This is a genomic window from Rhizorhabdus histidinilytica (assembly GCF_900167915.1).
Taxonomy (GTDB): Bacteria; Pseudomonadota; Alphaproteobacteria; order Sphingomonadales; family Sphingomonadaceae; genus Rhizorhabdus; species Rhizorhabdus histidinilytica.
Genome location: NZ_FUYM01000011.1, coordinates 175,452 through 197,675, shown reverse-complemented (window position 1 = coordinate 197,675; position 22,224 = coordinate 175,452). Strand labels below are relative to the sequence as shown.

General features: G+C 67.7%; 21 protein-coding genes. 9 read left to right on the top strand and 12 right to left on the bottom strand.

Features of this window, described 5'->3' with window-relative positions; all coding sequences use genetic code 11:
* Nucleotides 1-53: 53 nt before the first annotated feature.
* Genes B5X82_RS21310 through B5X82_RS21300 form a run of 3 tightly spaced genes read right to left on the bottom strand, consistent with a single transcriptional unit; the run spans nt 54 to nt 2,694 of the window.
* Nucleotides 54-500 carry a Cif family virulence factor gene (locus B5X82_RS21310; protein ID WP_079650186.1) on the bottom strand — a complete coding sequence of 149 codons (447 nt, stop codon included), beginning with the start codon at nt 498-500 and terminating at the stop codon, nt 54-56.
* 13 nt (nt 501-513) lie between these two features.
* Entirely contained in the window at nt 514-1,335 is an 822-nt protein-coding gene (locus B5X82_RS21305; RefSeq protein WP_079650185.1) for an amidohydrolase family protein, read from the bottom strand.
* 3 nt (nt 1,336-1,338) lie between these two features.
* Complete coding sequence (locus B5X82_RS21300; RefSeq protein ID WP_079650184.1) at nt 1,339-2,694, bottom strand: MFS transporter; 1,356 nt, start codon at nt 2,692-2,694, stop codon at nt 1,339-1,341.
* Nucleotides 2,695-2,861: 167 nt separating this feature from the next.
* On the opposite strand from B5X82_RS21300, the gene B5X82_RS21295 reads away from it, so the two are divergent.
* The 3 genes from B5X82_RS21295 to B5X82_RS21285 all read left to right on the top strand — a co-directional run bounded on the left by B5X82_RS21295 (nt 2,862) and on the right by B5X82_RS21285 (nt 5,742).
* Nucleotides 2,862-3,881: a peptidyl-alpha-hydroxyglycine alpha-amidating lyase family protein gene (locus B5X82_RS21295; protein ID WP_079650183.1), complete on the top strand. Its 1,020-nt coding sequence runs from the start codon at nt 2,862-2,864 to the stop codon at nt 3,879-3,881.
* Between the two features lie 34 nt (nt 3,882-3,915).
* A complete protein-coding gene (locus tag B5X82_RS21290) occupies nt 3,916-5,127 on the top strand; it encodes a uroporphyrinogen decarboxylase/cobalamine-independent methonine synthase family protein (RefSeq protein WP_079650182.1) in 1,212 nt (403 codons plus the stop codon).
* 90 nt (nt 5,128-5,217) lie between these two features.
* Nucleotides 5,218-5,742 (top strand): MarR family winged helix-turn-helix transcriptional regulator, encoded by a 525-nt coding sequence (locus tag B5X82_RS21285; RefSeq protein ID WP_079650181.1) that lies wholly within the window; start codon nt 5,218-5,220, stop codon nt 5,740-5,742.
* Between the two features lie 75 nt (nt 5,743-5,817).
* Here the strand turns inward: B5X82_RS21285 and B5X82_RS21280 are convergent, their stop codons facing one another.
* From B5X82_RS21280 to B5X82_RS21270, 3 genes are read right to left on the bottom strand one after another with little or no spacing between them, the layout of a single operon-like run.
* Entirely contained in the window at nt 5,818-7,182 is a 1,365-nt protein-coding gene (locus B5X82_RS21280; RefSeq protein ID WP_079650180.1) for an MFS transporter, read from the bottom strand.
* A 36-nt stretch (nt 7,183-7,218) separates the two neighbouring features.
* Entirely contained in the window at nt 7,219-7,557 is a 339-nt protein-coding gene (locus B5X82_RS21275) for a carboxymuconolactone decarboxylase family protein (RefSeq protein WP_079650179.1), read from the bottom strand.
* A 19-nt stretch (nt 7,558-7,576) separates the two neighbouring features.
* Nucleotides 7,577-8,347: an HpcH/HpaI aldolase family protein gene (locus tag B5X82_RS21270; RefSeq protein ID WP_176152652.1), complete on the bottom strand. Its 771-nt coding sequence runs from the start codon at nt 8,345-8,347 to the stop codon at nt 7,577-7,579.
* 170 nt (nt 8,348-8,517) lie between these two features.
* Here B5X82_RS21270 and B5X82_RS26835 point away from each other — a divergent pair, with 170 nt between their 5' ends.
* Genes B5X82_RS26835 through B5X82_RS21260 form a run of 3 tightly spaced genes read left to right on the top strand, consistent with a single transcriptional unit; the run spans nt 8,518 to nt 11,062 of the window.
* The gene (locus B5X82_RS26835; RefSeq protein ID WP_176152651.1) at nt 8,518-9,726 is read left to right on the top strand and encodes a cobalamin-independent methionine synthase II family protein; all 1,209 of its coding nucleotides are present in this window, start codon (nt 8,518-8,520) and stop codon (nt 9,724-9,726) included.
* A 2-nt stretch (nt 9,727-9,728) separates the two neighbouring features.
* Entirely contained in the window at nt 9,729-10,664 is a 936-nt protein-coding gene (locus B5X82_RS21265) for an alpha/beta hydrolase (protein WP_176152650.1), read from the top strand.
* Between the two features lie 8 nt (nt 10,665-10,672).
* Entirely contained in the window at nt 10,673-11,062 is a 390-nt protein-coding gene (locus tag B5X82_RS21260) for a carboxymuconolactone decarboxylase family protein (protein WP_079650176.1), read from the top strand.
* A gap of 35 nt (nt 11,063-11,097) precedes the next feature.
* Here the strand turns inward: B5X82_RS21260 and B5X82_RS21255 are convergent, their stop codons facing one another.
* From B5X82_RS21255 to B5X82_RS21240, 4 genes are all read right to left on the bottom strand, one after another.
* Nucleotides 11,098-11,892, bottom strand: coding sequence for an SDR family oxidoreductase (locus B5X82_RS21255; protein WP_235862759.1), 795 nt, complete (start codon nt 11,890-11,892; stop codon nt 11,098-11,100).
* Nucleotides 11,835-12,317, bottom strand: a complete 483-nt coding sequence (locus B5X82_RS21250; RefSeq protein ID WP_176152649.1) for a GlcG/HbpS family heme-binding protein — start codon at nt 12,315-12,317, stop codon at nt 11,835-11,837. The genes B5X82_RS21255 and B5X82_RS21250 overlap by 58 nt, the downstream gene beginning before the upstream one ends.
* 25 nt (nt 12,318-12,342) lie before the next feature.
* Entirely contained in the window at nt 12,343-13,671 is a 1,329-nt protein-coding gene (locus B5X82_RS21245) for an MFS transporter (protein WP_176152648.1), read from the bottom strand.
* Between the two features lie 75 nt (nt 13,672-13,746).
* Complete coding sequence (locus B5X82_RS21240; protein ID WP_079650172.1) at nt 13,747-16,584, bottom strand: TonB-dependent receptor domain-containing protein; 2,838 nt, start codon at nt 16,582-16,584, stop codon at nt 13,747-13,749.
* Nucleotides 16,585-16,847: 263 nt separating this feature from the next.
* Here B5X82_RS21240 and B5X82_RS21235 point away from each other — a divergent pair, with 263 nt between their 5' ends.
* From B5X82_RS21235 to B5X82_RS21225, 3 genes are read left to right on the top strand one after another with little or no spacing between them, the layout of a single operon-like run.
* Nucleotides 16,848-18,212: an MFS transporter gene (locus tag B5X82_RS21235; protein ID WP_139385152.1), complete on the top strand. Its 1,365-nt coding sequence runs from the start codon at nt 16,848-16,850 to the stop codon at nt 18,210-18,212.
* Nucleotides 18,190-19,086 (top strand): amidohydrolase family protein, encoded by an 897-nt coding sequence (locus B5X82_RS21230; RefSeq protein WP_079650170.1) that lies wholly within the window; start codon nt 18,190-18,192, stop codon nt 19,084-19,086. Before B5X82_RS21235 ends, B5X82_RS21230 begins: the two co-directional genes overlap by 23 nt.
* Complete coding sequence (locus B5X82_RS21225; protein WP_079650169.1) at nt 19,083-19,883, top strand: amidohydrolase family protein; 801 nt, start codon at nt 19,083-19,085, stop codon at nt 19,881-19,883. Before B5X82_RS21230 ends, B5X82_RS21225 begins: the two co-directional genes overlap by 4 nt.
* Here the strand turns inward: B5X82_RS21225 and folD are convergent.
* Nucleotides 19,871-20,776: a bifunctional methylenetetrahydrofolate dehydrogenase/methenyltetrahydrofolate cyclohydrolase FolD gene (folD, locus tag B5X82_RS21220; RefSeq protein ID WP_079650168.1), complete on the bottom strand. Its 906-nt coding sequence runs from the start codon at nt 20,774-20,776 to the stop codon at nt 19,871-19,873. The genes B5X82_RS21225 and folD overlap by 13 nt on opposite strands.
* Before the next feature lie 28 nt (nt 20,777-20,804).
* Nucleotides 20,805-22,223: an aldehyde dehydrogenase family protein gene (locus tag B5X82_RS21215; RefSeq protein ID WP_079650167.1), complete on the bottom strand. Its 1,419-nt coding sequence runs from the start codon at nt 22,221-22,223 to the stop codon at nt 20,805-20,807.
* Nucleotide 22,224: the final 1 nt, after the last annotated feature.

Below are 22,224 nucleotides of genomic sequence, written 5' to 3'. Positions count from 1 at the left end.
CTCTCCCGACCCCTTTGCCGCTTCCATGCCAGGTCCGGCCACCGGGCTCCCGCTCAGCTGAAGTTGAGCTGCTCACCACCCCTGAACAGGTTGACCAGCTCGCGCCGGGTGCAGAGCCAGCGCCCTTCCGCCTCGTCCCAGCGGAAGGTCTCGGTCGCGCGGCTGATCCGGGTCGGGGCGGAACTTTCGAGCGGCGCCTCGCCGTCGGCGCCCCACAGCAGCATGTACCAATGCGCGGTGGCACCGCCCTGTCCGTCGAACTCGGCGCGGAAGTTGCTGAAGGCGTGAACGGCGACCCGCGCGCCGCGTGCCTCGCGCCAGCTGTAGAAATTCTGGATCGCCTCCCGCCCTTCGAGCAGCAGCTTGCCCGATGCGTAGACCGCCTCGGGTGCATAATATTCGCCTGCCCGACGGCCCCAGTTGGTGTCGACGTCGTGCCAGAAATCAGCGAGCCCCATCTGCAGCTCGGCGGTGGCGATCGCCCTTTCCCTGCGGTTCATCAATACGGCTCCATCATGTGAAGTAGAGGTCGAGCGCCGTCCGGTCGATCGCCTGGCGCGCGGCGTCGTCGGGGACGAGGCGATGGTAGAGGGCCAGCGCGGCGGCATAGTCGACGCTGCCCTCGTGGTTCACGAAGGGGGCGTCGCTGCCCCAGATCAGCCGCTCCGTACCCGCCTCGACGAGCAGCCGGACGGCGCAGTCGCGCGCGGTCTCGAATGCCATGCGGAAGCCTGCCGATATCTTCACCCAGGTGCCGCCCCGGTCAATGGCGCGGAGCAGCGCCTCCATTCCCTCGCCGTGCGCGCCCGCGTCGCGTCGCGGCACGCCGAAATGATCGACGACGACGCGGACGCCGGATTCCGCCAGCGCCGGGAGCAGCACGGGCAGGTCGTCATTGCCGGCAAGCAGCTCGACATGCAGCCCCGCATCGGCAAGCGCGTGCAGATGTAAGCGCCACGGATCGGCGCGCGGGTCGGGCAGTCCGGCCAGCCGCCGCCAGGTCAGCCGCACGCCGACGACGCCCCGACGCGCCAGATCGCGCAACCGCCGCGCGTCGGCGTCGGGCGGCAGGATGACGGTGCCGCGCAACCGATCGGGATAGGCGGCCAGCGCCGATAATATGTGGTCATTGTGGTCGCCATGGAGGCTGGCGGCGGCGATCACGCCGTAATGCAGGCCGTGGCGCGCCATGTCGGCCAGCCAGTCCTCGACCGCATAGTCATAGTCGGGCCGCGCATGGGCATCGGCCGCGAGCGGCGTCGCACGGTTAAAGACATGGGCATGGCCGTCGACAACCGGGGCCGCGCCCTCCGCTGCTGCCTCGTCGCCGGCCATGGCTCAATGCTTCAGGTTGGCACGGGTGATGGTGGGGGTGCCGGGCAGGCTCATCAGCCAGAAGGAGAAGATGCCCGCCGAAGCCAGCGGCACCGCCAGCAGCGCGAAGATGCCGACCGCGTCGAACCCCTCGCCCAGCACGAAATTGCCGAACAGCGGCGCGAAGATCGAGGCGATCCGCCCCGCCCCATAGGCCCAGCCGACACCGGTCGCGCGATGGCTGGGCGGATAGAGTGCGGCGGCCATCGCGGCGATCCCGGCCTGACCCCCATGCTGGAAGATCGCCATGGCGAAGACCGCGACGAACATCCCCGCGCCGGGCGCCAGCACGCCGATCATCACCGCGCCCACCGCCGCGAGGAGGAAGGTCCAGGTCATCACCAGCTTGAAGCCGAGCCGATCGATGCAATAGCCGATCAGCATCATGCCCGCGAGGCCGGCGACCGTGTTGGTCGCGTTGATCGCCGCGACCTGCTGCCAGTTCAGCCCGACGACATCCTTGAAGATCGTCGTCTTCCACACGCCCGCGGTGATGAACACGAAGCTGGAGATCGCGACGGCCCACATCAGCAGCGTCTTGAGCAGCTGTCCCGGGCCCAGGATATCCGACAGCAGCGCGCGCTTGCGCGTCTCCTTCCCTCGCGCGACCGCGTGGACGGAAACCGGCGCGTCGCCCGCCGCGCGCATCCGGTCGGCGAGCGGCTGGATACGGGGGTCCTCAGGATTGCGCGCCGCCATCGAGCGCAGCGATTCAGGCAGGAGGAACCAGATCAGCGGCAGCATGACCGCCGGCATCGCCGCGGCGATCCAGAAGGCGCCCCGCCAGCCGAAGGGTTCAAGCACGAAGGCCTGCATCGCCGCGCCGAGCAGCGCACCGATCATCGTGCCCGACACCGTGATCGTGCTCATCGTCGAGCGCAGCCGCTGCGGCGCGGTCTCCGACGCCAGGGTGACGAGGATCGGCACCATCGCCGTGCCGCACAGGCCGGCAACGAAGCGCCAGGCGGCGAAGGGCACCAAGGAATGGGTATGCACGATCGCCAGCGCACTCAGCATCATGCCGCCATAGCAGGCGAGCAGCACGCGCGGCCGGCCGAACCGGTCGGCGAGCGGCGGGATAACGAAGGCGCCAAGCAGCATGCCAACCTGCTGCGCGATCATCGCGGAGGTGATCGCGGTACGCGGCACGCCGAAATCCTCGGCCAGCTTGGGCAGCACCCAGCCCACCACATAGAGCTCATAACCGTCGATCGCGGTCAGCAACGTGCAGAGGACCAGCACCGTCAGGTGGAAGCGGTTGAACCTCAGAGCGTCCAGAAAGGAGTCGACATCGACCGACCCGGAACCCGCGCCCGCCATCCTGTAATCCTCCCCTGGCCGCAATTGCCGTCGATCGGATAGAACAGATCATCAGGCAGGCTGTCAATCATCTTTATCATATGTCATTCATAATGGTAGAATTCCATCGCGCAATTTCGTACAGCAGCCCGAGCGCCGACGCGCCGGGCGGAGAGGAAGGGAGAAAGATGTCGCCGGTCAGCCATGTTTCCACGCCCCGTTTCGACGTCGACGCCGGCTGGGAGCGGATTCCGGCGGGAATCAGCCATCGTGACGTCACCGGCGTCGCGGTCGATTCGCAGGACCGGGTCTATCTGTTCACCCGCTATCCGGCGCGCGTGCTGGTCTATGACCGCGACGGCAACTATCTCCATCATTGGGGCGACGACGTCTTCACCATGGCGCACGGGCTGACCATCGGCCCCGACGACCGGGTCTATTGCGTCGACAATGGCGACCACAGCATCCGGGTATTCACGCTCGACGGCGCGCCGATCATGACGCTGGGCGTGCCCGGCCAGGCGTCCGACACCGGCTATGACCCCAAGCCGCCCTATGAGGTCCATGCCTGCGAGTGCATCCGCTATCCGGGCGGGCCGTTCAACCGCTGCACCAACCTCGCGGTCGCGCCGAGCGGCGAGCTCTACGTCGCCGACGGCTACGGCAATTGCCGGGTCCACCGCTTCTCCGCCGACGGCGCGTTGATCCAGAGCTGGGGCGAGATCGGCACCGGGCCGGGCGAATTCCATCTGCCGCACGGCATCGGCTGCGACGCCGAAGGACGCGTCCTCGTCTGCGACCGGGAGAATGACCGCATCCAGATATTCTCCGCCGACGGCGCCTTCCTCGACCAGTGGACCGACATCCAGCGCCCTTGCGACCTGGCGATCGACGCCGACGGCCTGGTCTACGTCGCCGAGCTGTGGCGCCCCAAGGGCAAGAAGAGCTTCGTCCATGGCGAGATGCACGAGGACCGGCCGGGTCGGGTCAGCGTGCTGGACCGCGACGGGCGGGTGCTCGACCGTTGGGGCGGATCATCCGAAGAGCGCCACGCGCCCGGCAATTTCATCGCGCCCCATGCGATCGCGGTCGACGGCCGCGGCGACGTCTATGTCGCCGAGGTGACCTACAGCTTCGCGCTGCGGCCCGGCTGGATCGACGAAGCGCATGCCGGCCACCAGATCCAGAAATTCACACGCCGGCGCTGAACCGCCCGGCCGATCATCAGGAGAGAGACAGGATATGCGCCGTTCCACCGACCGGATATTGACCACCCATGGCGGCAACCTGCCCCGCCCGGCCGACCTCGATGCGCTGCTCGTCGACGCCGACAGCAACCGCGACGCGATCGAGAAGCGCTTGCCGCTGGCGGTGCAGGAGGTGGTCGACAAGCAGATCGCCTGCGGCGTCACCGTCATCAATGACGGCGAATATGTGAAGGCCGCCAACATGGGCAGCTACACCAGCTACATCCAGAGCCGGGTGACCGGCTGGGAGACGCTGCCGCGCGATCCGTCGGCGGCGCCCAAGCGGGCCGGCCCCGGCGAGCGCGACCGCCGCGACTTCCCCGGTTTCTACGAATCCGGCCTGTGGTTCGCGGGCGCGGGCGGCCCGGTCCGTCCCGGCTTCATGACCCCCGGCAACGCGCCGAAGCGCCCGGCGACCGAGAAGGTCTGCACCGGTCCGCTGACCTATGTCGGACAGGACGCGATCCAAGGCGACATCGACGCGCTCAAGGTCGCGCTGAAGGGCAAGGAGGACCAGGTCGAGGGCTTCATCGCCGCGCTCGGTCCGCTCAGCGCCGGCGCCGGCGCGCGCAACGCCCATTATGCCGACGAGCGCGACTATATGATGGCCGTCGCCGCGGCGATGCGGAACGAATATAAGGCGATCACCGACGCCGGGCTGATCGTCCAGGTCGACGAACCCGAATTCGCCACGAGCTGGATGTTCTACCCCGACTGGTCGGTCGAGCAGTATCGCGACTATCTCAACTTCGCAGTCGAGGTGATCAACCATGCGCTCGATGGCCTGCCGCAGGAGCAGGTCCGCTTCCACATGTGCTGGGGGAGCGGCCACCGCCCTCACGTCCACGACATCGAGTTCCGCCACATCGTCGACCTGCTGCTCAAGGTGAACGCCCAGGCCTACAGCTTCGAGGCGAGCAATGTCCGCCACGCGCACGAATGGCGCATCTGGGAGGATGTGAAGCTGCCCGAGGGCAAGATCCTGGTGCCCGGCGTCGTCGGCCACATGACCGACCTGGTCGAGCATCCCGAGCTCGTGGCCGAGCGGCTCGTCAATTTCGCGAGCCTGGTCGGCATGGAGAACATCCAGGCCGGCACCGACTGCGGCATCGGGTCGCGGGTCGGGCACGAGGAGATCGTCTGGGCCAAGCTGTCGGCGATGGCCGAGGGCGCGGCGCTGGCGACCCGGCGGCTCAGGGGCAAATAGCTCGTCGCGCGGGGCGTCCGCGGTGCGGGCGCCCCATTTTCCGGGCCTGTCGATGCTGGACATGCCGCCTTCGATCGGACAGTAAGGGTCATGGACAAAGCCGCCCGCCCGAAGAAGGATCGCCACCCGCCATCGATCCTCCATCTCGTCAAGCAGGTCCAGTACAAGGCCTATGTCCAGCTGGAATCGGTGTTCCAGCCGCTCGGCATCACGGCGGTCCAGTTCCGTATCCTGACGACGCTCTCGTCCAAGCCCGGCACCAGCTCGGCCGAGCTGGCGCGGCTCTACGACGTGAAGCCGCAGACGATGATCAAGCAGATCGCGATCCTCGAGACCAAGGCGCTGATCGATCGGCAGGTCAGCTCGACCAACAAGCGCCTCCTCGAACTGCGGCTGACCCCGGCGGGCGAGGATATCCTGCGCCAGTGCCAGAAGGACAGCCGCGCACTGGAGCGCGAGATCATGTCCCCGCTCGGCGCCGGCGAGCAGGACGCGCTGCGTGGCTTCCTCACCCGTCTGCTCGAATCGCTGAGCGCCCCCAACCAGGGCGACGCCGAGATCCAGGCCGAGGAATTCACCGAGGAATATAGCCGCGCCGGCGTCCAGCGCGTCTGAGGCCGCAATATAGCCTTATAGCCTTTCCCCGTCATTCCGGTCTCCACCGGGATGACGAGGCGGCCTGTCACCCGCCTAATGCCCCGCCACATGCCCGACCCGGGCAAGCGGCTTGACCGTCAGCAACAGCCAGATGACGATCCCGGCCGAGGCCAGCGGCGCGGCGAGCAGGAAGAAATAGCCGAGCGCGCCCCAATGATGTTCGAGCGCCAGCGCGCCGTACATCGGGCCGACGATCGACGCCGCCCGCCCCGCGCCATAGGCCCAGCCGACCCCCGTCGCGCGATTGCGGGTCGGATAGAGCGTCGAGGCGATCGAGGCGAGGCCGGCATGGGCGGCGTGCTGCATCGTCGCATTGATCGCGAGCGCGACGTACATGCCCCATCCGGGAGCGAACAGCGCCATGCCGACCGCCGCCATCGATGCGATCACGAAATAGGTCGGCACGATCGCGCGGAAGCCGAAGCGGTCGATCATCATCCCGATCGTCACCATGCCGACAGCGCCGAAGCCGGTGCCGAGCGCGGTGGTGATGCCGACCTGCTTCCAGTCGAGGCCGATCAGGTCGTGGAACACCGTCGTCTTCCACAGCGCCGCGCTGATGAAGCCGAACGAGCTGATGAAGGCCAGCCACAGCAGGATCGTCGGCAGGGCGAGGCCCGGCGCGAACAGCTCGCGCACCAACGCCACGCTGCCGCCCTTGGCCGTGCGGGCCTGCGGCGGGGCGAGCTCGATCGTTCCCTGCCCCGGCGCCAGCGCCTCCAGAGTGCGCAGCAGGCGTGGATCGGAAGGATTGCGGGCGGCCAGGAATTTCGGGCTTTCCGGCAGGAAGAAGAGCATGACCGGCAACAGCAGCAAAGGCAGCCCGGCGCCGATCCAGAAGGCGATGTGCCAGCCATGCTGGTTGAGCAGGAAGGCCTGCATCGCCGATCCCAGGATCGCGCCCGGCATCGATCCCGCCAGCACCATCGTCACCATCGTCGAACGCCGCCGCGCCGGCGCCAGCTCGGAGGCGAGCGCCACCATGTTGGCGATCACCGCGCTGGCGAACATGCCGGTGACGAGCCGGCAGATGGCGAGCGCCAGAACGCTGTTCACGAAGATCGTCACGAAACAGCTCGCCGAGACCGCGAGCAGGCAGAGCAGCAGCAGCCGCTTGCGCCCGATCTGGTCGGCGATCGGCGCGATCAGATAGGCTCCCAGCACCATCCCCGCCTGCTGGGTCGACAGCACCCAGGTCAGCGAGGTGCGGGTCACCCCGAAATCGTCGGAGACCTTGGGCAGCACCCAGCTCAGCACGCCGAGGTCAAAGCCGTCGACCATCATCACCAGCGCGCCGATCAGCATGACGCGGAAGTGGAAGGGCGAGAATTGCACCCCGTCCAGGAAGCTCTCGATATCGATCGGGCCCGTTCGTGCGGCCTCGTCCGATTGTGCCATGCTCGATCCTCTCCTTCGGCGGCCGTTCGCGGCCGGCTATTCCTTGCCTTGCGCGGCATCGCGCGCGTCGACGATCGTCTTCAGCTTGCGGGCGGCGCTGACCGCCACCGGCCAGCCCGCGTAGAAGGCGATGTGGGCGATCGCCTCGCCGATCTCCTCGACCGTCAGGCCGTTCTCGATGCCGTATTCCATATGGCCCTGCGCCTGGTCGCGGCCGAGCGCGACCAGGCAGGTGATGGTGATCAGGCTGCGGTCGCGCGGCGACAGCTCGGGCCGCTCCCACACCTTGCCATAGAGGACGTCCTCGGTGATCTCGTCGAGCAGCGGCGCCACCGCCGCCAGCTCCTTGCCCCGCCCGCCTGCCGGTCGCTTCATCGCCTCACCTCTCCTCTGGTCACGCCGCGCGATAGGGCGCGAAGTTCGCGACCGCGGCCTTGAGCATGTTGCGGACCATGACGAGGTCGGACTGCCAGGCAATATATTTCACGCCGCGCTCGACATAGGCCCTGAGCTGCTCGGCATTGCTGACGACCGTGCCGATATGCTTGCGGCCGGCGGCCACCTCGATCACCCGATCGATCGCGGCGACCACGTCGGGATGTCCGGCATTGCCCGGATGGCCGAGCGACTGGCTGAGGTCGCCGGGCCCGATGAACAGCACATCGAGATGCTCGACCGTGCACAACGCCTCGACGTCCGCGACCATCTCCTTGTTCTCGACATGCACCGAGACCAGCGTGTCGCGGTTGGCGCGCGCCTCATAGTCGGCGCCCGACAGGCCATAGGCGGCGGCGCGGCAGCCGCGCGCCGATCCGCGCTCGCCGATCGGCCAATATTTGGCCCGGGCGATCACCTCGCGCACCTCGGCCGCGCTCTTGAGCGAGGGGACCTGGATGCCGCTGGCGCCACTGTCGAGGACGTGGAGGATATTGGCCTCGGCGGCGTCGGGCGTGCGCACCACGCTGCTCATCCCCACCAGCTCGCAGGTACGGACGATATTCTCGATCCCGGCATGGGTATAGCAGCCATGCTCGGCGTCGATGATCAGGAAGTCGAATCCCGACAGGCCGAACAGCTCGGCCATCGGCGCCGAATCGAATTTGAAGAAGCTGCCGAACACGACCTCGCCCGCCTCCAGCTTGTGCTTCATCGCGGCATTGAACATCGCCTCTCCCCAATCCCTCCGTCGCTCCTCGAAAACGGCTGAATCCCGTTTCCAAGAGTCGCTATTTACAAACGCCATTCAACATGGCATCAATATTCTTATAAGCCAAGCTTTCATTCGAGCGCCGTTTCGCCACGGCGTCCGGACCAGCAATTAGCATAGGAGATGATGTGAGGCGCAGCACCGAACGCATATTGACGACCCATGTGGGGAGTCTGATCCGCCCTCTTCCCGTCCTTCGCGACATGATGGCGAAGACGCTGGGCGAGCCCGTCGACGAAGCCGCCTTCCAGGCGCATGTGACGCAGGGTGTCGCCGACGTCGTCGCGAAGCAGGCCGAGATCGGCATCGACATCCCGAGCGACGGCGAGATATCCAAGCCCAGCTTCCACAATTATGTGGTCGAGCGGCTCGGTGGACTGGAGAAGGTCCCGCCCGAGCAGAAGGGCCCCTATTACGCGATGCTCCAGGAGGAATTCCCGGGGTTCATGAAGCAGTATAACGGCATGTACAAGACGATGTGGATGCCGCCCGAACTCGATGCGGAGAAGACGCAGAAGGCCGCGAAGACCCCGCCGACCCGGGTCCGCGTCGCCGCCCCGATCACCTATGTCGGACAGGCCGCGCTCCAGCGCGATCTCGACAACTACAAGGCGGCGCTGGAAGGCAAGGACTTCGTCGAGGCGTTTATGCCCTCCGCCACCCCGGCGCGCGACGATGCCGATGCGGGCGAGGTCTATGAGAGCGAATCCGCTTATCTCTATGCACTCGCCGATGCGATGCACGAGGAGTATAAGGCGATCGTCGATGCGGGCTTCGTCGTCCAGCTCGACCTCGGCCTGCCGGCCCGCAACCAGGTGTTGCCCGGCAACCCCAACCCGACGCCGGAAGACCTGCGCCGCGCCTCCGAACGGCAGGTCGAGGCCTATAACCATGCACTGCGCGGCATCCCGGAGGACCGGGTCCGCTACCATATGTGCTGGGGATCGATGAACACGCCCCACACGACGGACGTGCCGCTGCGCGAGGTGATCGACATCATCCTGAAGATCAAGGCGCAGGCCTATGTGATCGAGGGTGCCAATCCGCGCCACGAGCATGAATGGATGGTGTGGAAGGACGTGAAGCTGCCCGACGGCAAGATCCTCGTTCCCGGCGTGATCAGCCACCAGACCAACGTCGTCGAGCATCCCGAACTGGTCGCCTGGCGGATCGAGAATTATGCGAGCGTCGTCGGCCGCGAGAATGTGATCGCGGGCACCGACTGCGGCTTCTCGCAAGGCTGGAACATGGCGCGCGTCCATCCCGAGGTGCAGTGGGCCAAGCTGTCTGCGCTGGTCGAAGGCGCAAGGCTCGCATCGCAACGCCTCTGGGCCTGACGGTGCCGGCGGGCCCCACCCTCGCCGACGGGATCGCCGACTATATCGCGGCGGTGCGGCTGACGCCGCCAGGAGAACGGCCGCCGCTGGAAACAGCGCGGCTGCTCGCCGATCGCCATGCAGACCGCATCGCCATCCCCCGGCCCGAGGGGATGGCGGTCGCGACCAGCTTCGTCGTCGGCCAGGGCCGCGAGACGCCGATCAGGATCTACCGCCCGGCGGGAGACGGAGCGCAAGCCGCGCTCGTCTATTTCCACGGCGGCGGCTTCACCATCGGCAGCATCGAAAGCTATGAGCCGCTGGCGATGGGGCTGGCCGAGGCGAGCGGCGCGACGGTGATCAGCGTGCATTACAGCCGCCTGCCCGAGGCGACGCCGCGCGCCATCATCGACGAATGTTTCGGGGTGCTCGGCTGGGCGCACGCCATGCCCGAGGAGCTGCGCATCGATCCCGCGCGGATCGGCGTCGCCGGCGACAGCGCGGGCGCCTTCATCGCAGCACAGCTATCGATCCTGACGCGCGACCGGGGCGGCCCGGCAATCGCCGCCCAGGTGCTGATCTACGGCATGTTCGACCTCGTCGCGCGCGAAGCGCACCGCACCGCGGAGGACCCGGTGCTGAGCTGGCCCGTCATCGAGGCGATGCTCCACACTTGGCACGAGTGCGATGCACGCGACCCGGTCGGCCTCCCCGCGCCGCTGCGCTGCGCCGACCTGTCGGGCCTCCCGCCCGCGATCCTCCTCGGCGCCGCGCTCGATCCAATGCGTGAGGAGGGCGACGACTATGCCGGCCGGCTGCGCGCGGCGGGTGTCGCCGTCGAAACGCGCACCGCCCCGGCGATGCCGCACGGCTTCCTCCGCGCACTGCGTTTCTCCGCCCCCGCGCGCGACGAGATGACGCGGCTCGGCACATCGATCCGAACCATCCTCCGGACATAGGAAAGACCATGGCATTGAAGCACGACGATCCCGCCTTTCAGGCCGGCCGCGAGATGCGCAAGGCGCTGTTCGGCGCGGCAAGCGTCGAGCGGCTCGACGCCGCCGACGACTTCCACGAGCCCCTGGAAAACTACGTCACGTCCGCCTGCTTCGGCGAGACCTGGACCCGGCCGGGCCTGACGCTGCGCGAGCGCAGCCTGATCACCATGGCGATCTGCGCCGCGCTCAATCGCCACACCCCGCTGAAGCGCCTCGTCAAATGCGCGATCGCCAACGGCGCCACCAAGGACGACATCCGCGAGGTGCTGCTCCAGACGACGCTCTACATCGGCGTGGCCGGGGGCGTGGAGAGCTGGCAGCTCGCCGCCGAGGCGCTGAAGGAGATCGACGCCTACTGAGCTCCTGGTCCATCGGGCTCTGGGAAAGGCGGTGGCTACCCTCGTCCCAGGAACGGAATCTTGTTCTGGACGACCAGCGCCTCGTAGAAATTGAGGTGGTCGGGCATGTCGGCCATGTGGACGATCACCTCGGCGATGTCCTCGGGCGCGGCGGTCAGCTCGGCGGGCCGACTAGCGGCGGCGCCCCCGCCCAGCTCGGTCGCGACGATGCCGGGGTGCATGACCGAGACCGCGATATTGTGTGCGCGGCCGTCGATCGCCAGCGCGCGGGTGAGCCCGTCGAGCCCCCATTTGCTGGCGGTATAGGCCGGGCTGTCCGCGCGCGGCACGCGGGCGGAGATCGAGCCGACATTGATGATCCGGCCATGGCCCTGCGGCTTCATGATGCGGATCGCGGCGCGCGCGCAGAGGAAGGCCGAGGTCAGGTTGGTGTCGATCACCTTGTGCCACAGCGCCAGTTCCAGCGCGTCGGCCGGCGTGCTGTCGGCGATGCCGGCATTGTTGACCAGCACGTCGACCCGCCCGAACCGCTCCATGGCAGCGGCGAACAGCCGCTCGACCGAGCTTTCGTCGGTGACGTCGGTCGCGACCGCCAGCGCTTCCGTGCCCGCCGCCGCCAGCCGCGTCGCGAGCGTATCGAGCCGGTCGGCGCGCCGTGCGGCGAGCACCAGCTTCGCGCCCCTGGCCGCGAAGGCGAAGGCGCATGCCTCGCCGATTCCGGAACTGGCGCCGGTGACGAGCGCGACCCGATCCCGCAGGATGCCCATTCCGGTCAGGATGCGGGCTTGTCGGCGCTGAGGCCGGCGGCGGCGATCCCGGCGGTGCCGCATGCGACATCCTCGTCGATCTTCCCGCCCGACACGCCGACGCCGCCGAGCGCGACGCCGGCGGAGGTGTAGATCGGCAGGCCACCGGGGATCGTCGCGACATTGGGCACGTTGGCGGCCGGGTTCAGCCTGGCGAGATCGGCGGTCGAACGGCCGAAACGCGAGGCGGCCGTCGCCTTCCAGCGCGCCACCTCGCCCGCCTGGTAGGAGGCGCCGTCCATATGCGCATAGGCGACGAGCATGCCGTGCGTGTCCATCACGGCAACCGTCATCCGCTTGCCGTTCTTCGACGCCCAGTCGAGGCAGGTGTCGCGAATCTTCGCCGCGCTGGCATAGTCGAGCGCGGGCCGCGCCGTCTGCGCCGCAGCGGTCGTTGCGACGAGCAGGCCGGCGGCGATGGCCAGGCTCGACCGAAGCATGATCGTCATTCCATGTCCTCGCGATACAGCTCGGCTATGCATGCGCCGGCACCGGCGCGCCCGTCGCGCGCGACCGCGCGTAGATCGCCGCGACGACCGGGATCGCCAGGATCACCGCGAACAGGAACAATGTCCAGAAGCGGCCGAAGCCCGCGCCGATCGCGAAGCCGCCGAGCAGCGGCCCGACGATCCCGCCGACCCGCGAACAGCCGAGCATGATGCCGAGCCCGGCGCTGCGCACCGAAGCGTCGTAATAGTTGAGAGTCACCAGGATGATCGCCGTGAAGGCGCCGACGTTGAAGAAGCCCGACAGGGTCGATGCGACGATCAGCGGCACGATCGCACCGTCCGGCACCATCCCGAGCAGGGTGAAGGCCAGCCCCATGCCGATCAGGAAGATCACTGCGATCTTGCGCTCGCCCACCTTGCGGGCGAGCGCGCCGACGAACAGGTGCGCGAAGATGCCGGCGCCATGGGTGCAGACCCCCGCGATGCCGTTCCAGGTCATCGTCATCTGCGCCATGTCGAGCAGCTTGGGCCGCCAGCTTGCCATGAAACCGCCGCTGACCGTGAAGACGAAGCCGGCGAGGCAGAGCAGCCCGGTGCCGAACCACAGAGCGCGCGGGATGATCGTCCGGCCCTTGCGGCCGCCCGCCACGGTCTCGGGTGCGGGCGGCAGGCTGTCGAACTCGGGCTTGTTCATCCGGCGGAAGATCGCGTTGAGCCGCTGGAGCGCGTTCGCCGGGCGGCGCGCGACGAGGTACATCGGCGATTCCGCGAGAACGAAGAGGCTGAGCACGAAACTGACGACGCTGAGCAGGGCCGCGGCGAAGAACAGCGCGCGCCAGCCGAGCGGCTCGAGCAGCAGCGCGGCGAGCGCGCCGCACACCATGCCGCCGGCCGAATAGCCGGTGTGGAGGATGCCGACGAGCAGGTTCGACCGCTCCTCGTTGCTGAACTCCGACACCGTCACGTTGAGGCAGACGACCAGCGCGCCGAGGCTGACACCGGTCAGCAGCCGCAGCGTCACCAGCATCAGCAGCGAGCTGCTGACCGCGGTGAGGAACAGCATGATCACCAGCGAGCCGAGCAGCCACAGGGTGAGGGTGCGTCGGCCGACCTTGTCGGCGAGCGGCGACAGGAAGAAGGAGCCGACGGCGATCCCGACCGGGGTCGCCGTATAGGCGAGGCCGAAGGTCTCGGCCGAGATCCCCCATTCCTTCATCAGCGCCGGCGCGGCGTAGGACAGGGTGACGACGTCGACCCCGTCGGATGCGTAGCTGAGCACGCACAGGGCGATGATCGCATATTGATAGACGCTCATCGGCGACTGTCGGATCACGTCGGTGGGCGATCTGGACACGCGCATCTCTCTCCTGGTTGAAACCCGAAGGGGCGGGGCCGGCACCGCCGGTCCCGCCCCGACCGATGCCCCCGGTCAGAGCTTCAGCCGCACCCCTGCGACGTAGAAGCGCCCGATCTTGTCGAACATCTGCGAGTTGGAGACGGTCGGCTGGACGATGTTGTTGGGAATGATCGGCGGGGCGTTGTTGAAGAGATTGTCGATCTTGCCGTAGAGCTCGATCGCGTCGGTGATCTTGTACGCCGCCGACAGGTCGACATAGGCGCGGCCCTTCACATGGTTCTGATCGGCCGGCAGGTCGACATCGTCGATGTAGAAGGAGCGGAATTTGCCGCTGCCGATATAGCGGACATAGGCGCCCAGCTTCAGCGGGCCGCCGGCATAGGTCAGATCGAAATTGGCCTTCCAGCGCGGCTGGCCGCTATAGTCGGTGGCGAGGTCGCCGACATAGTCGATCGTCACGCCCGAAGTGGTGAGCTTCAGGTCATGGACATAGGTGACGAGCAGCCGGGCGCCGATCGTACCGTCGCTTTGCCCGAACCATTCGACCGGGCGGCGATAGGCCGCCTCGAAGTCGACACCGCTGGTCTTGACCGTCTGGGTGTTGATCAGCGTCGCGGTCACCCGGCTGATCTTGCCCGCGCCATCGAGCTCGACGAACGGGCAGAAGCTGTCGATGCCGAGCTTCAGGCAATTGTCGACGATCGTCTGGGCCGGAACCGAGGTGATCGCGTCCTTGATCTTGATCGAGTAATAGTCGAGCGAAACGCTGAGCCCAGGGACGAAGCCGGGCTGCAGCACGACGCCGACCGCCTTGGTGTCGGCCTTTTCCGGATCGAGGGCCGGATTGCCGCCGGTGAGCTGGGTCACGAAATTGGCGACGTTGTCGCGCGGGTCGACGATCGTGTTGATGACCTGGTTGCGGCCTGAGAACAGCTCGTTGATGTTGGCGGCGCGGATGTCGCGCGATAGCGTGCCGCGGAAGCGGATGTCGGAAATCGGCGAATAGTTCAGGCCGACCTTCCAGGTCGTGACCCCGCCCGACGAGCTGTAGTCCGCATAGCGGATCGCGCCGTTGAGCTCGAGGCTCTTGGCGAAGCGCGCGTCCTTGGCCAGCGGCACGCCAACCTCGGCATAGACCTCCTTGACGTTCAGCTTGCCCGAGAAGGGCTGCTGGTTGATCGAGCGCCAGCCGCTCACCAGCGAGACGGCGTCCGAGACGCTGTTGATGGTCTCGCGCCGATATTCGCCGCCGAAGGCGAGCGACACGTCTCCGGCCCAGGTCGCGAAGGGGGTGCCGGCGACGTTCAGGCCGGCGGCGTTCTGGCGCATCTTGGCGGCATAGAAGGACGTGCCGCGATACCAGTCGAGCGCGGCCTGGCTGATCGATCCCACACCGAAGACGTTGATCGGGACGCAGGCTGGATTGTCGTTGGCGGTGCTGGCGTCGGCGTTGATCCGGCACACGGGCTGGCCGGTCAGCGGGCTGATCACCGAATCGACGCCCGCGAACCAGTTGGCCTGGATGCGGTTGTTGACGCTTTCCTGGCGGAAGCGGTTGTCAGACCGCTGGACGAAGGCGTCCCAGCTCCAGCCGTCGCCGAATTTGCCTTCGGCGCCTGCCGCGTAGCGCATCGCGCGGGTGACGCTGTTGTTCTCGGAGAAGCCGTCCTCCAGGTTCATGCGGCCGAAGCTGAACGAGGGGATGTTGTTCGCGGTCATGATGTCGCGGATCGACGTGGGCAGGAAGGCATTGTCCCGCCGGATCGTCAGCGTGCCGCTGTCATAGTTGGGGGCGAGGTCCGATTGCACCTCGACCCGCGACCAGAGCAGCTCGGACCAGAAGGACAGGCTGTCCGACGCCTCGTAGCTCAGCCGTCCATAACCCGAATAGCGGGTGATGCGCGGCATGATGTTGCCCTCGTCCTCGATCGAGTCGCCCTGCCCGCCGAGCTGGAACACCGTGTTGATCCGGTTGCCGTAGACGAAGGGCTGCGGCGTGCCGTTGGGCCCGAACTGGATGCCGTAGAGCGGGCTGGTCGCGGGGGCGACGATCAGGCCGCCGAAGGTCATGCGCGAGAAGGTCGCGCCGTCGGCGATGAAATTCTTGGTCTGGCCGTTGGTCGGCGTGTAGCCGAGATTGTTGAACAGCACCGAATTGCGCCGGCCCCAGGGCCGGCTCGCCACCCGCGTCTGGCCGGTGTTGCGGAAGAAGTCGCCCGCCACCGTCACGTGCAGCCGATCGTCGAGGAAGCTCTTGCCGGCCGCGGCCGAGATCACCGGGCGGTGGAAATCGTCATATTTGGACTGGCCGTAGGACGCGTCGACCTTCAGCCCCTCGAAATTCTTGTCGATCGAGAAGTTGATCACGCCGGCGACCGCATCCGAGCCATAGGCGGCCGACGCACCGCCCGTCACCACCTCGACCCCGTTGATCAGCGAGACCGGGAAGATGTTGGTATCGATGCCGCCGAACGGGCTGGTCGCCGCGAGCCGGCGGCCGTCGAGCAGCAGCAGGGTGCGCGCCGAGCCCAGCGCGCGAAGGTCGGCGACGTTCTGGCCGACCGGCTCGCTCGATCGGCCGATATTCTGGTTGATGCGGAGCTGCGGGATTTCATAGTTCAGCTCGGCGACGGTGTTGAGCGCGCGGCTCTCGATCTGGGCGTCGCCGATCGCGGTGACCGGGGTCGGCGCGGTGAAGCCGGTGCGCAGGCGCGAACCCGTGACCGTTATCTCCCGATTGTCGTCGTAGCGCGTGTCGCTCTCGGCCGCTGCGGCGGGCGCCGGACTGGCGACCTGCGCTCCGGCCGGCGACGCGATCGCGATCAGCGGCAGCGCCAAGGCGGCGGCGCTCGATCCAGCCAGCCAGGCCGACGGCCGCAGGCGCGTGGATACGGAAATGGTCCTCTTCATCGATCCTCCCCAGGTTGGTGCGGCGTTCTTTCGCTGTGCCGCTGACGTCCAGGCCATCGATCGTCCGGCCCTGAAACCCATGCCGATGGAATGAGCCAACGCCCGTGACTCATTATGATATGACGAACGATACTTGTTTATGACATACAGTTTCAGGTTTGCGCAAGCCGCGAAATCGCATATTGACGAATGAAGTTAGATATAGGCAAAAATCCGCACCGCCGCTCGACCGCGGCCGGACTGCGGAAACGAGGGAGAGCGGCGTGGCTGGAACATCGCGGGGCGCGGGGTCGGAAAGACCTGGGCTGCTGGCGGCGGCGATGAGCCCCTACCAATATCTGGTCGTGGCGCTCTGCTGCTTCTGCAACGTCGCCGACGGCTTCGACGTCGCGTCGCTGGCGCTGGCCGCGCCGGTACTGACCCGGGAGTGGGGCGTCGCCCCGGCGGTGCTCGGCACCATCTTCGGCGTCTCGTCGGTCGGGCTCTCGATCGGCGCCTTCGCGGTGGCGCCGCTGGCCGACAGGATCGGCCGCCGCCCGGTGATGCTCGGCGCGATCGGTTCACTGGCGGCCGCACTGCTCCTCACCAGCGTCTCCACCGACGTCTATCAGCTCCTCGTGCTGCGCCTCGTCACCGGTGTCGGCCTGGGCACGCTCGTCGTCTGCCTGAACACCACGGTCGCCGAGGTCAGCACCGACAAGGTCCGCAACGTCGCGCTCGCGATCCTCCATCTGGGCTTCACCATCGGCACGATGACCGCCAGCGCGGTTGCGGTGCTCGCGCTCGAATATTCGGGTTGGCGGATGATCTTCGTCGCGGCCGGCCTGCTCAACGCGGCCACCTTCGTCGCGAGCCTCGCCCTGCTCGGCGAGTCGCCCGAATTCCTCGCCAAGCGCCGTCATCCGCGCGACCTGGACTGGATCAACCAATTGCTGGCGCGCGCGCAGAAGCCGCCGCTGGCCGACTTCCCCCCGCTCGACGCGGCGCACCGGGAGCGCGGCACGATCAAGGCGCTGCTCGCCCCCGATCTGCGCCAGGCGAGCCTGCTCGTCTGGGCCGCCTCGCTTACCTATGCGATCGTCGGCTATTTCCTGCTCAACTGGAAGCCGACGATCCTCGCCAATGCCGGCCTGTCGCCGACGCTCGCGGCGGCGAGCGGGATGATCACCGGCGCGTGCGGCGCGCTTGGTCACCTCACCATGGGGCTGCTCGCAAAGCCGGTCGGCGAGGGACGGCTGACCGCCATCTATTTCGCGCTCGCCGCGGTTTCGCTGATCATCTTCGGCATCCAGCCGCCAGATCCGGTGCCGCTGCTGGCGATGGCGGGGGTCACCACCCTGTTCGTGGTCGGCGCCTATACCGGCCTGTTCCTCGTCGCGGTGAAGATGTATCCCGCCGACGTGCAGAACACCGGCGTCGGCTTCGTCGTCGGCTTCGGCCGGGTCGGCGCGATCATCGGGCCGATGATCGGCGGCTTCCTGCTCGGTGCCGGACTCGATCGGATGGACACCTATTTCGTCTTCTCGGCGATCGCGATCGTCCCCGCAGTCACCATGCATCTCGCCAACCGTCTCGCCGCCCGTCGGCCGCAATCCGGAGACCATCATGCCGCAAGCCCGGCTGTTTGACACCCACGCCCATTTCTTCACCGCCGACACCGACCGATACCCGATCGACGTCACCGGCGCGCGCGAGGGCGAGGAGGCGGTGCGTGCCCGCATCGCCGCCAACCCGGCGACCCCGGCGACGCTGATCCCGCTATGGGATCGGCTGGGCGTCACCGGCGGGGCAGCGGTCCAGTACAACACCGTCTACAAGACCGACAACAGCTATGCGCTGGCGGTGGGCGACGCGCATCCCGACCGGCTGGCGACGGTGCTGATCCTCCACGCCGCCGATCCGGCCACCCCGGCGAAGCTGCGGTCGCTCGCCGCCGCCCATAATGTCTGCGGGCTGCGGCTGTTCGGCTATCCCGACGCGGCGGGCGAATATCCCTGGCTCGACTCACCCGCCGCGCTCGACACCTGGGCGGTCGCGGACGAGCTCGGCCTGCGGATGGTGCTGATGTACGCGCCGGGCGTCGCCTCGGCAGCGGCGCTCGGCCGGATCATCGCGCTCGCCAAGCGCTTTCCCTCGACGCCGATCTGCCTCGACCATTGCGGCTGGCCCGCCGTCGACAAGGGCGACGAGGGTACGATCGGGGCCGAGCATCTCTCGCTGCTCTACGTCCCCAACGTCCATTTCAAGGTCACCCAGATCAACTTCAACCGCTTCGCCGAAACCGGGATCGACTCCGCCCGCTTCGTGCGCCGCATGGTCGACACCTACGGGATCGATCGGGTGATGTGGGGATCCGATTATGGCAACACGAAGAACAGCTATGAGGAGATGGTCGAGCATGCCGTCGCCGCGACCGCGCTGCTGACCGACGCCGAACGGGCGAAGCTGCTGCACGACAATGGCCGGGCGCTGTTCGCGAGCCGCCAGCCCGCCCGGGCATGACCGTACCCGAGCCTCCGGTCGTCGATGCGCATTGCCATGTCTTCCACCGCGCGATGCCGTTCGCAGACACCGCCTGGACCCGGCCCGACTACGACTATCGGGTCGAGACCTATCTGGCCGAGCTCGACCGGCACGGCATCAGCTTCGGGGTGGTGACCGCCGCCAGCCTGTTCGGCGATTATAATGACTATACATTATCGGTGCTCGACCGGCACCGTCGGCTGCGTGCCACGGTCATGCTCGATCCCGACACCGGCCCAGCCGAGATGGCGACATTGAAGGCGCAGGGCGTGTGCGGCGTCCGCTACCAGCTTCCGCCGGCGGCGGCGCTGCCCGATCCCGCCGGCTATCGCTTCCGCCGCTTCGTCCGCCGGCTGGCCGATGCCGGGCTCCATATCGAGCTGAACCTGAGCGGCGCGCAGCTCGCCGCCCTGCTGCCCGCACTCGACGACAGCGGGATCGATATCGTCGTCGACCATTTCGGCCTGCTCCGCGCCGAACACGGGATGGAGGGCGAGGGTTTCCTTGCGGTGCTCCGGTCGGTCGAACGGGGACGGACCCGGGTCAAGCTGTCGGCCGGCTTCCGCCTGCGCGCGGACGAGGTTGCCGGCTATGCCGCGCGGCTGATCGCGGCGGCCGGACCCGAGCGTCTGTTCTGGGGCAGCGACGCGCCCTTCGTCGGCTTCGAGCGCGCGGTGGACTATGCCGCGACGCTCGACCTCTTCTATCGGATCGTCCCCGACGCGCGCACCCGCCGGCTCATGTCCGACGCGGCGCTGCGCTTCTATTTCTTCTGACCGCGCCGCATCTCCGCCGCCTTGACCGTGTTGGCGAGCAGGCAGGCGATCGTCATCGGGCCGACCCCGCCGGGCACGGGGGTTACCGCGCGGGCGTGCTGGACCTCGTCATAGGCGACGTCGCCGACCAGCCGGGTCTTGCCGCCTTCGCCAGGCATGCGGGTGATGCCGACGTCGATGATCACGGCGCCCTCCTTCACCCAGAAACCCTTGACCAGGCGGGGCGCGCCCGCCGCCGCGACGACGATGTCGGCCTTGCGGACGATGTCGGGCAGGCCGCGCGTCTCGATATGGGTGACGGTGACGGTCGCCTCGCGCTCGAGCAGCAGCATCGCGATCGGCTTGCCGACGATATTCGACTTGCCGATCACGACCGCGTCCATGCCCTTCATGTCGTCGATCACGCTGTCGAGCAGCATCATCACGCCGAGCGGGGTACAGGGCACCAGCCCGCCGGTGCCGGTCGACAGCCGGCCGACATTGACCGGGTGGAAACCGTCGACGTCCTTGGCGGGGTCGATCGCGCTCAGCACCATGCCGTCATCGATGTGCGGCGGCAGCGGCACCTGCACCAGGATGCCGTGGATCGTCGGATCGGCGTTGAGTCGGGCGATCAGGGTCAGCAGCGCGTCCTGCGTGGTCTGCGCGGGCAGGCGATGCTCGAAGGACAGGATGCCAACCCGCCGGCACGCCTCGATCTTGCGGCCGACATAGACCTCGCTCGCCGGATCCTCGCCGACCAGCACCACCGCCAGCCCCGGCGGCGCCCCGTCGCGCGCGACGATGGCGCGGACGGCGGCGGCGGTCTCCTCGTCGAGCGAGCGGGCGATCGCCCGCCCGTCGATGCGATGCGCGCGGGCCGCGCTGTCGAGCGCGGCGTGGCTCGGGGCCATGGTCTTCTCCGGAACGTTGGCGTCCGGGTCAGGCAAGCTCCCCGAGGGATACGCTGACGATCTGTCCCTGCGTATATTCCTCGAATCCCGCCTCACCCATTTCGGTGCCGATACCCGACTGCTTGGCGCCGCGGAAGGGGACTCGAGGATCGACGCCTTGCGGACGGTTCACCCACACGGTGCCGGTGCGGACACGCAGCGCGAGCTCGCTCGCACGCTCGACGTCACTGGCCCAGATCGTGCCGCCCAGCCCATATTCGGTGTCGTTGACGCGTTCGAGCAGCTCGTCGATGTCGTTGTACTTGAGCACCGGGAGGACCGGTCCGAACTGTTCCTCGCGGACCAGCGGCGTATCCTCGGCGATGTCGCGGACGATGGTCGGACGGATGAAATAGCCCGGGCCGTCCATCGGCTCGCCGCCGGCGACGATCGTCCCGCTCTGCGCGGCGTCGGCGATCAGCGCGGTCAGCTTCTCATATTGCTGGCGGTTCTGGACCGGGCCGATCTGGGCGCCCTGGCGGGTGCCGTCGTCGACCACCGTCTCGCGCGCCAGCCTGCCGAGCTCGTCGCAGAAATCGTCGTAGATCGCCTCGGGCACATAGGCGCGCTTGGTCGCGATGCAGACCTGGCCGGCGTTGCGCATCGCGCCGTCGAACACCTTGCGGGCGACCGTCTTGGTGTCGACGTCGTCGAGGACGATCGCCGCGTCGTTGCCGCCCAGCTCCAGCGTCACCCGCTTCAGCGTCTCGGCGGTCGAGGCGAGCACCTTCTTGCCGGTCGCGGTCGATCCGGTGAACGAGACCTTGGCGATGTCGGGGTGGCTGGAAAGCGCGCCGCCCAGCTCATTCTCGTCGCAGATGATATTGAGCACGCCGGCGGGCAGCACGTCGCGGCACAGCTCGCCGAACATCAGTGTGGTCAGGGGCGTGGTCGGCGCCGGCTTGGCGACCATCGTGTTGCCGGCCATCAGCGCCGGGCCGAGCTTGTTGATCAGCAGGACCAGCGGGAAGTTCCACGGCGTGATGCCGGCGACCACGCCCAGCGGCACGCGATGCTCGACGATCCGCTGGCGCGCATCGTCGCGCAGCACCTTCGGTTCCAGCCGCATGCCGGCGAAAGTCCGCAGCACGTTGACCGCGCCTTTGACCTCGCCTGCCGCCTGATCGAGGGGCTTGCCCTGCTCGGCGGTCAGCACCGCCGCGAATTCGTCGACCTTTTCGGCGAGCGCGTCGGCAATGCTCGTCAGCAGCCGGGCGCGTTCGTCGGCCGGGGTCGCCGCCCAGCCCGGGAAGGCACGCTTCGCCGCGGCCACCGCCTGGTCGAGGATCGCGCGATCCGCCTTCGGGCAGCGCGCGAAGGGCTTGCCCAGCGCCGGGTTGATGACGTCGAAGCTCGTGGCTCCGGGATGCGCCTGTCCGTCGACAAGCAGGAAATATTGGCGTTTCATC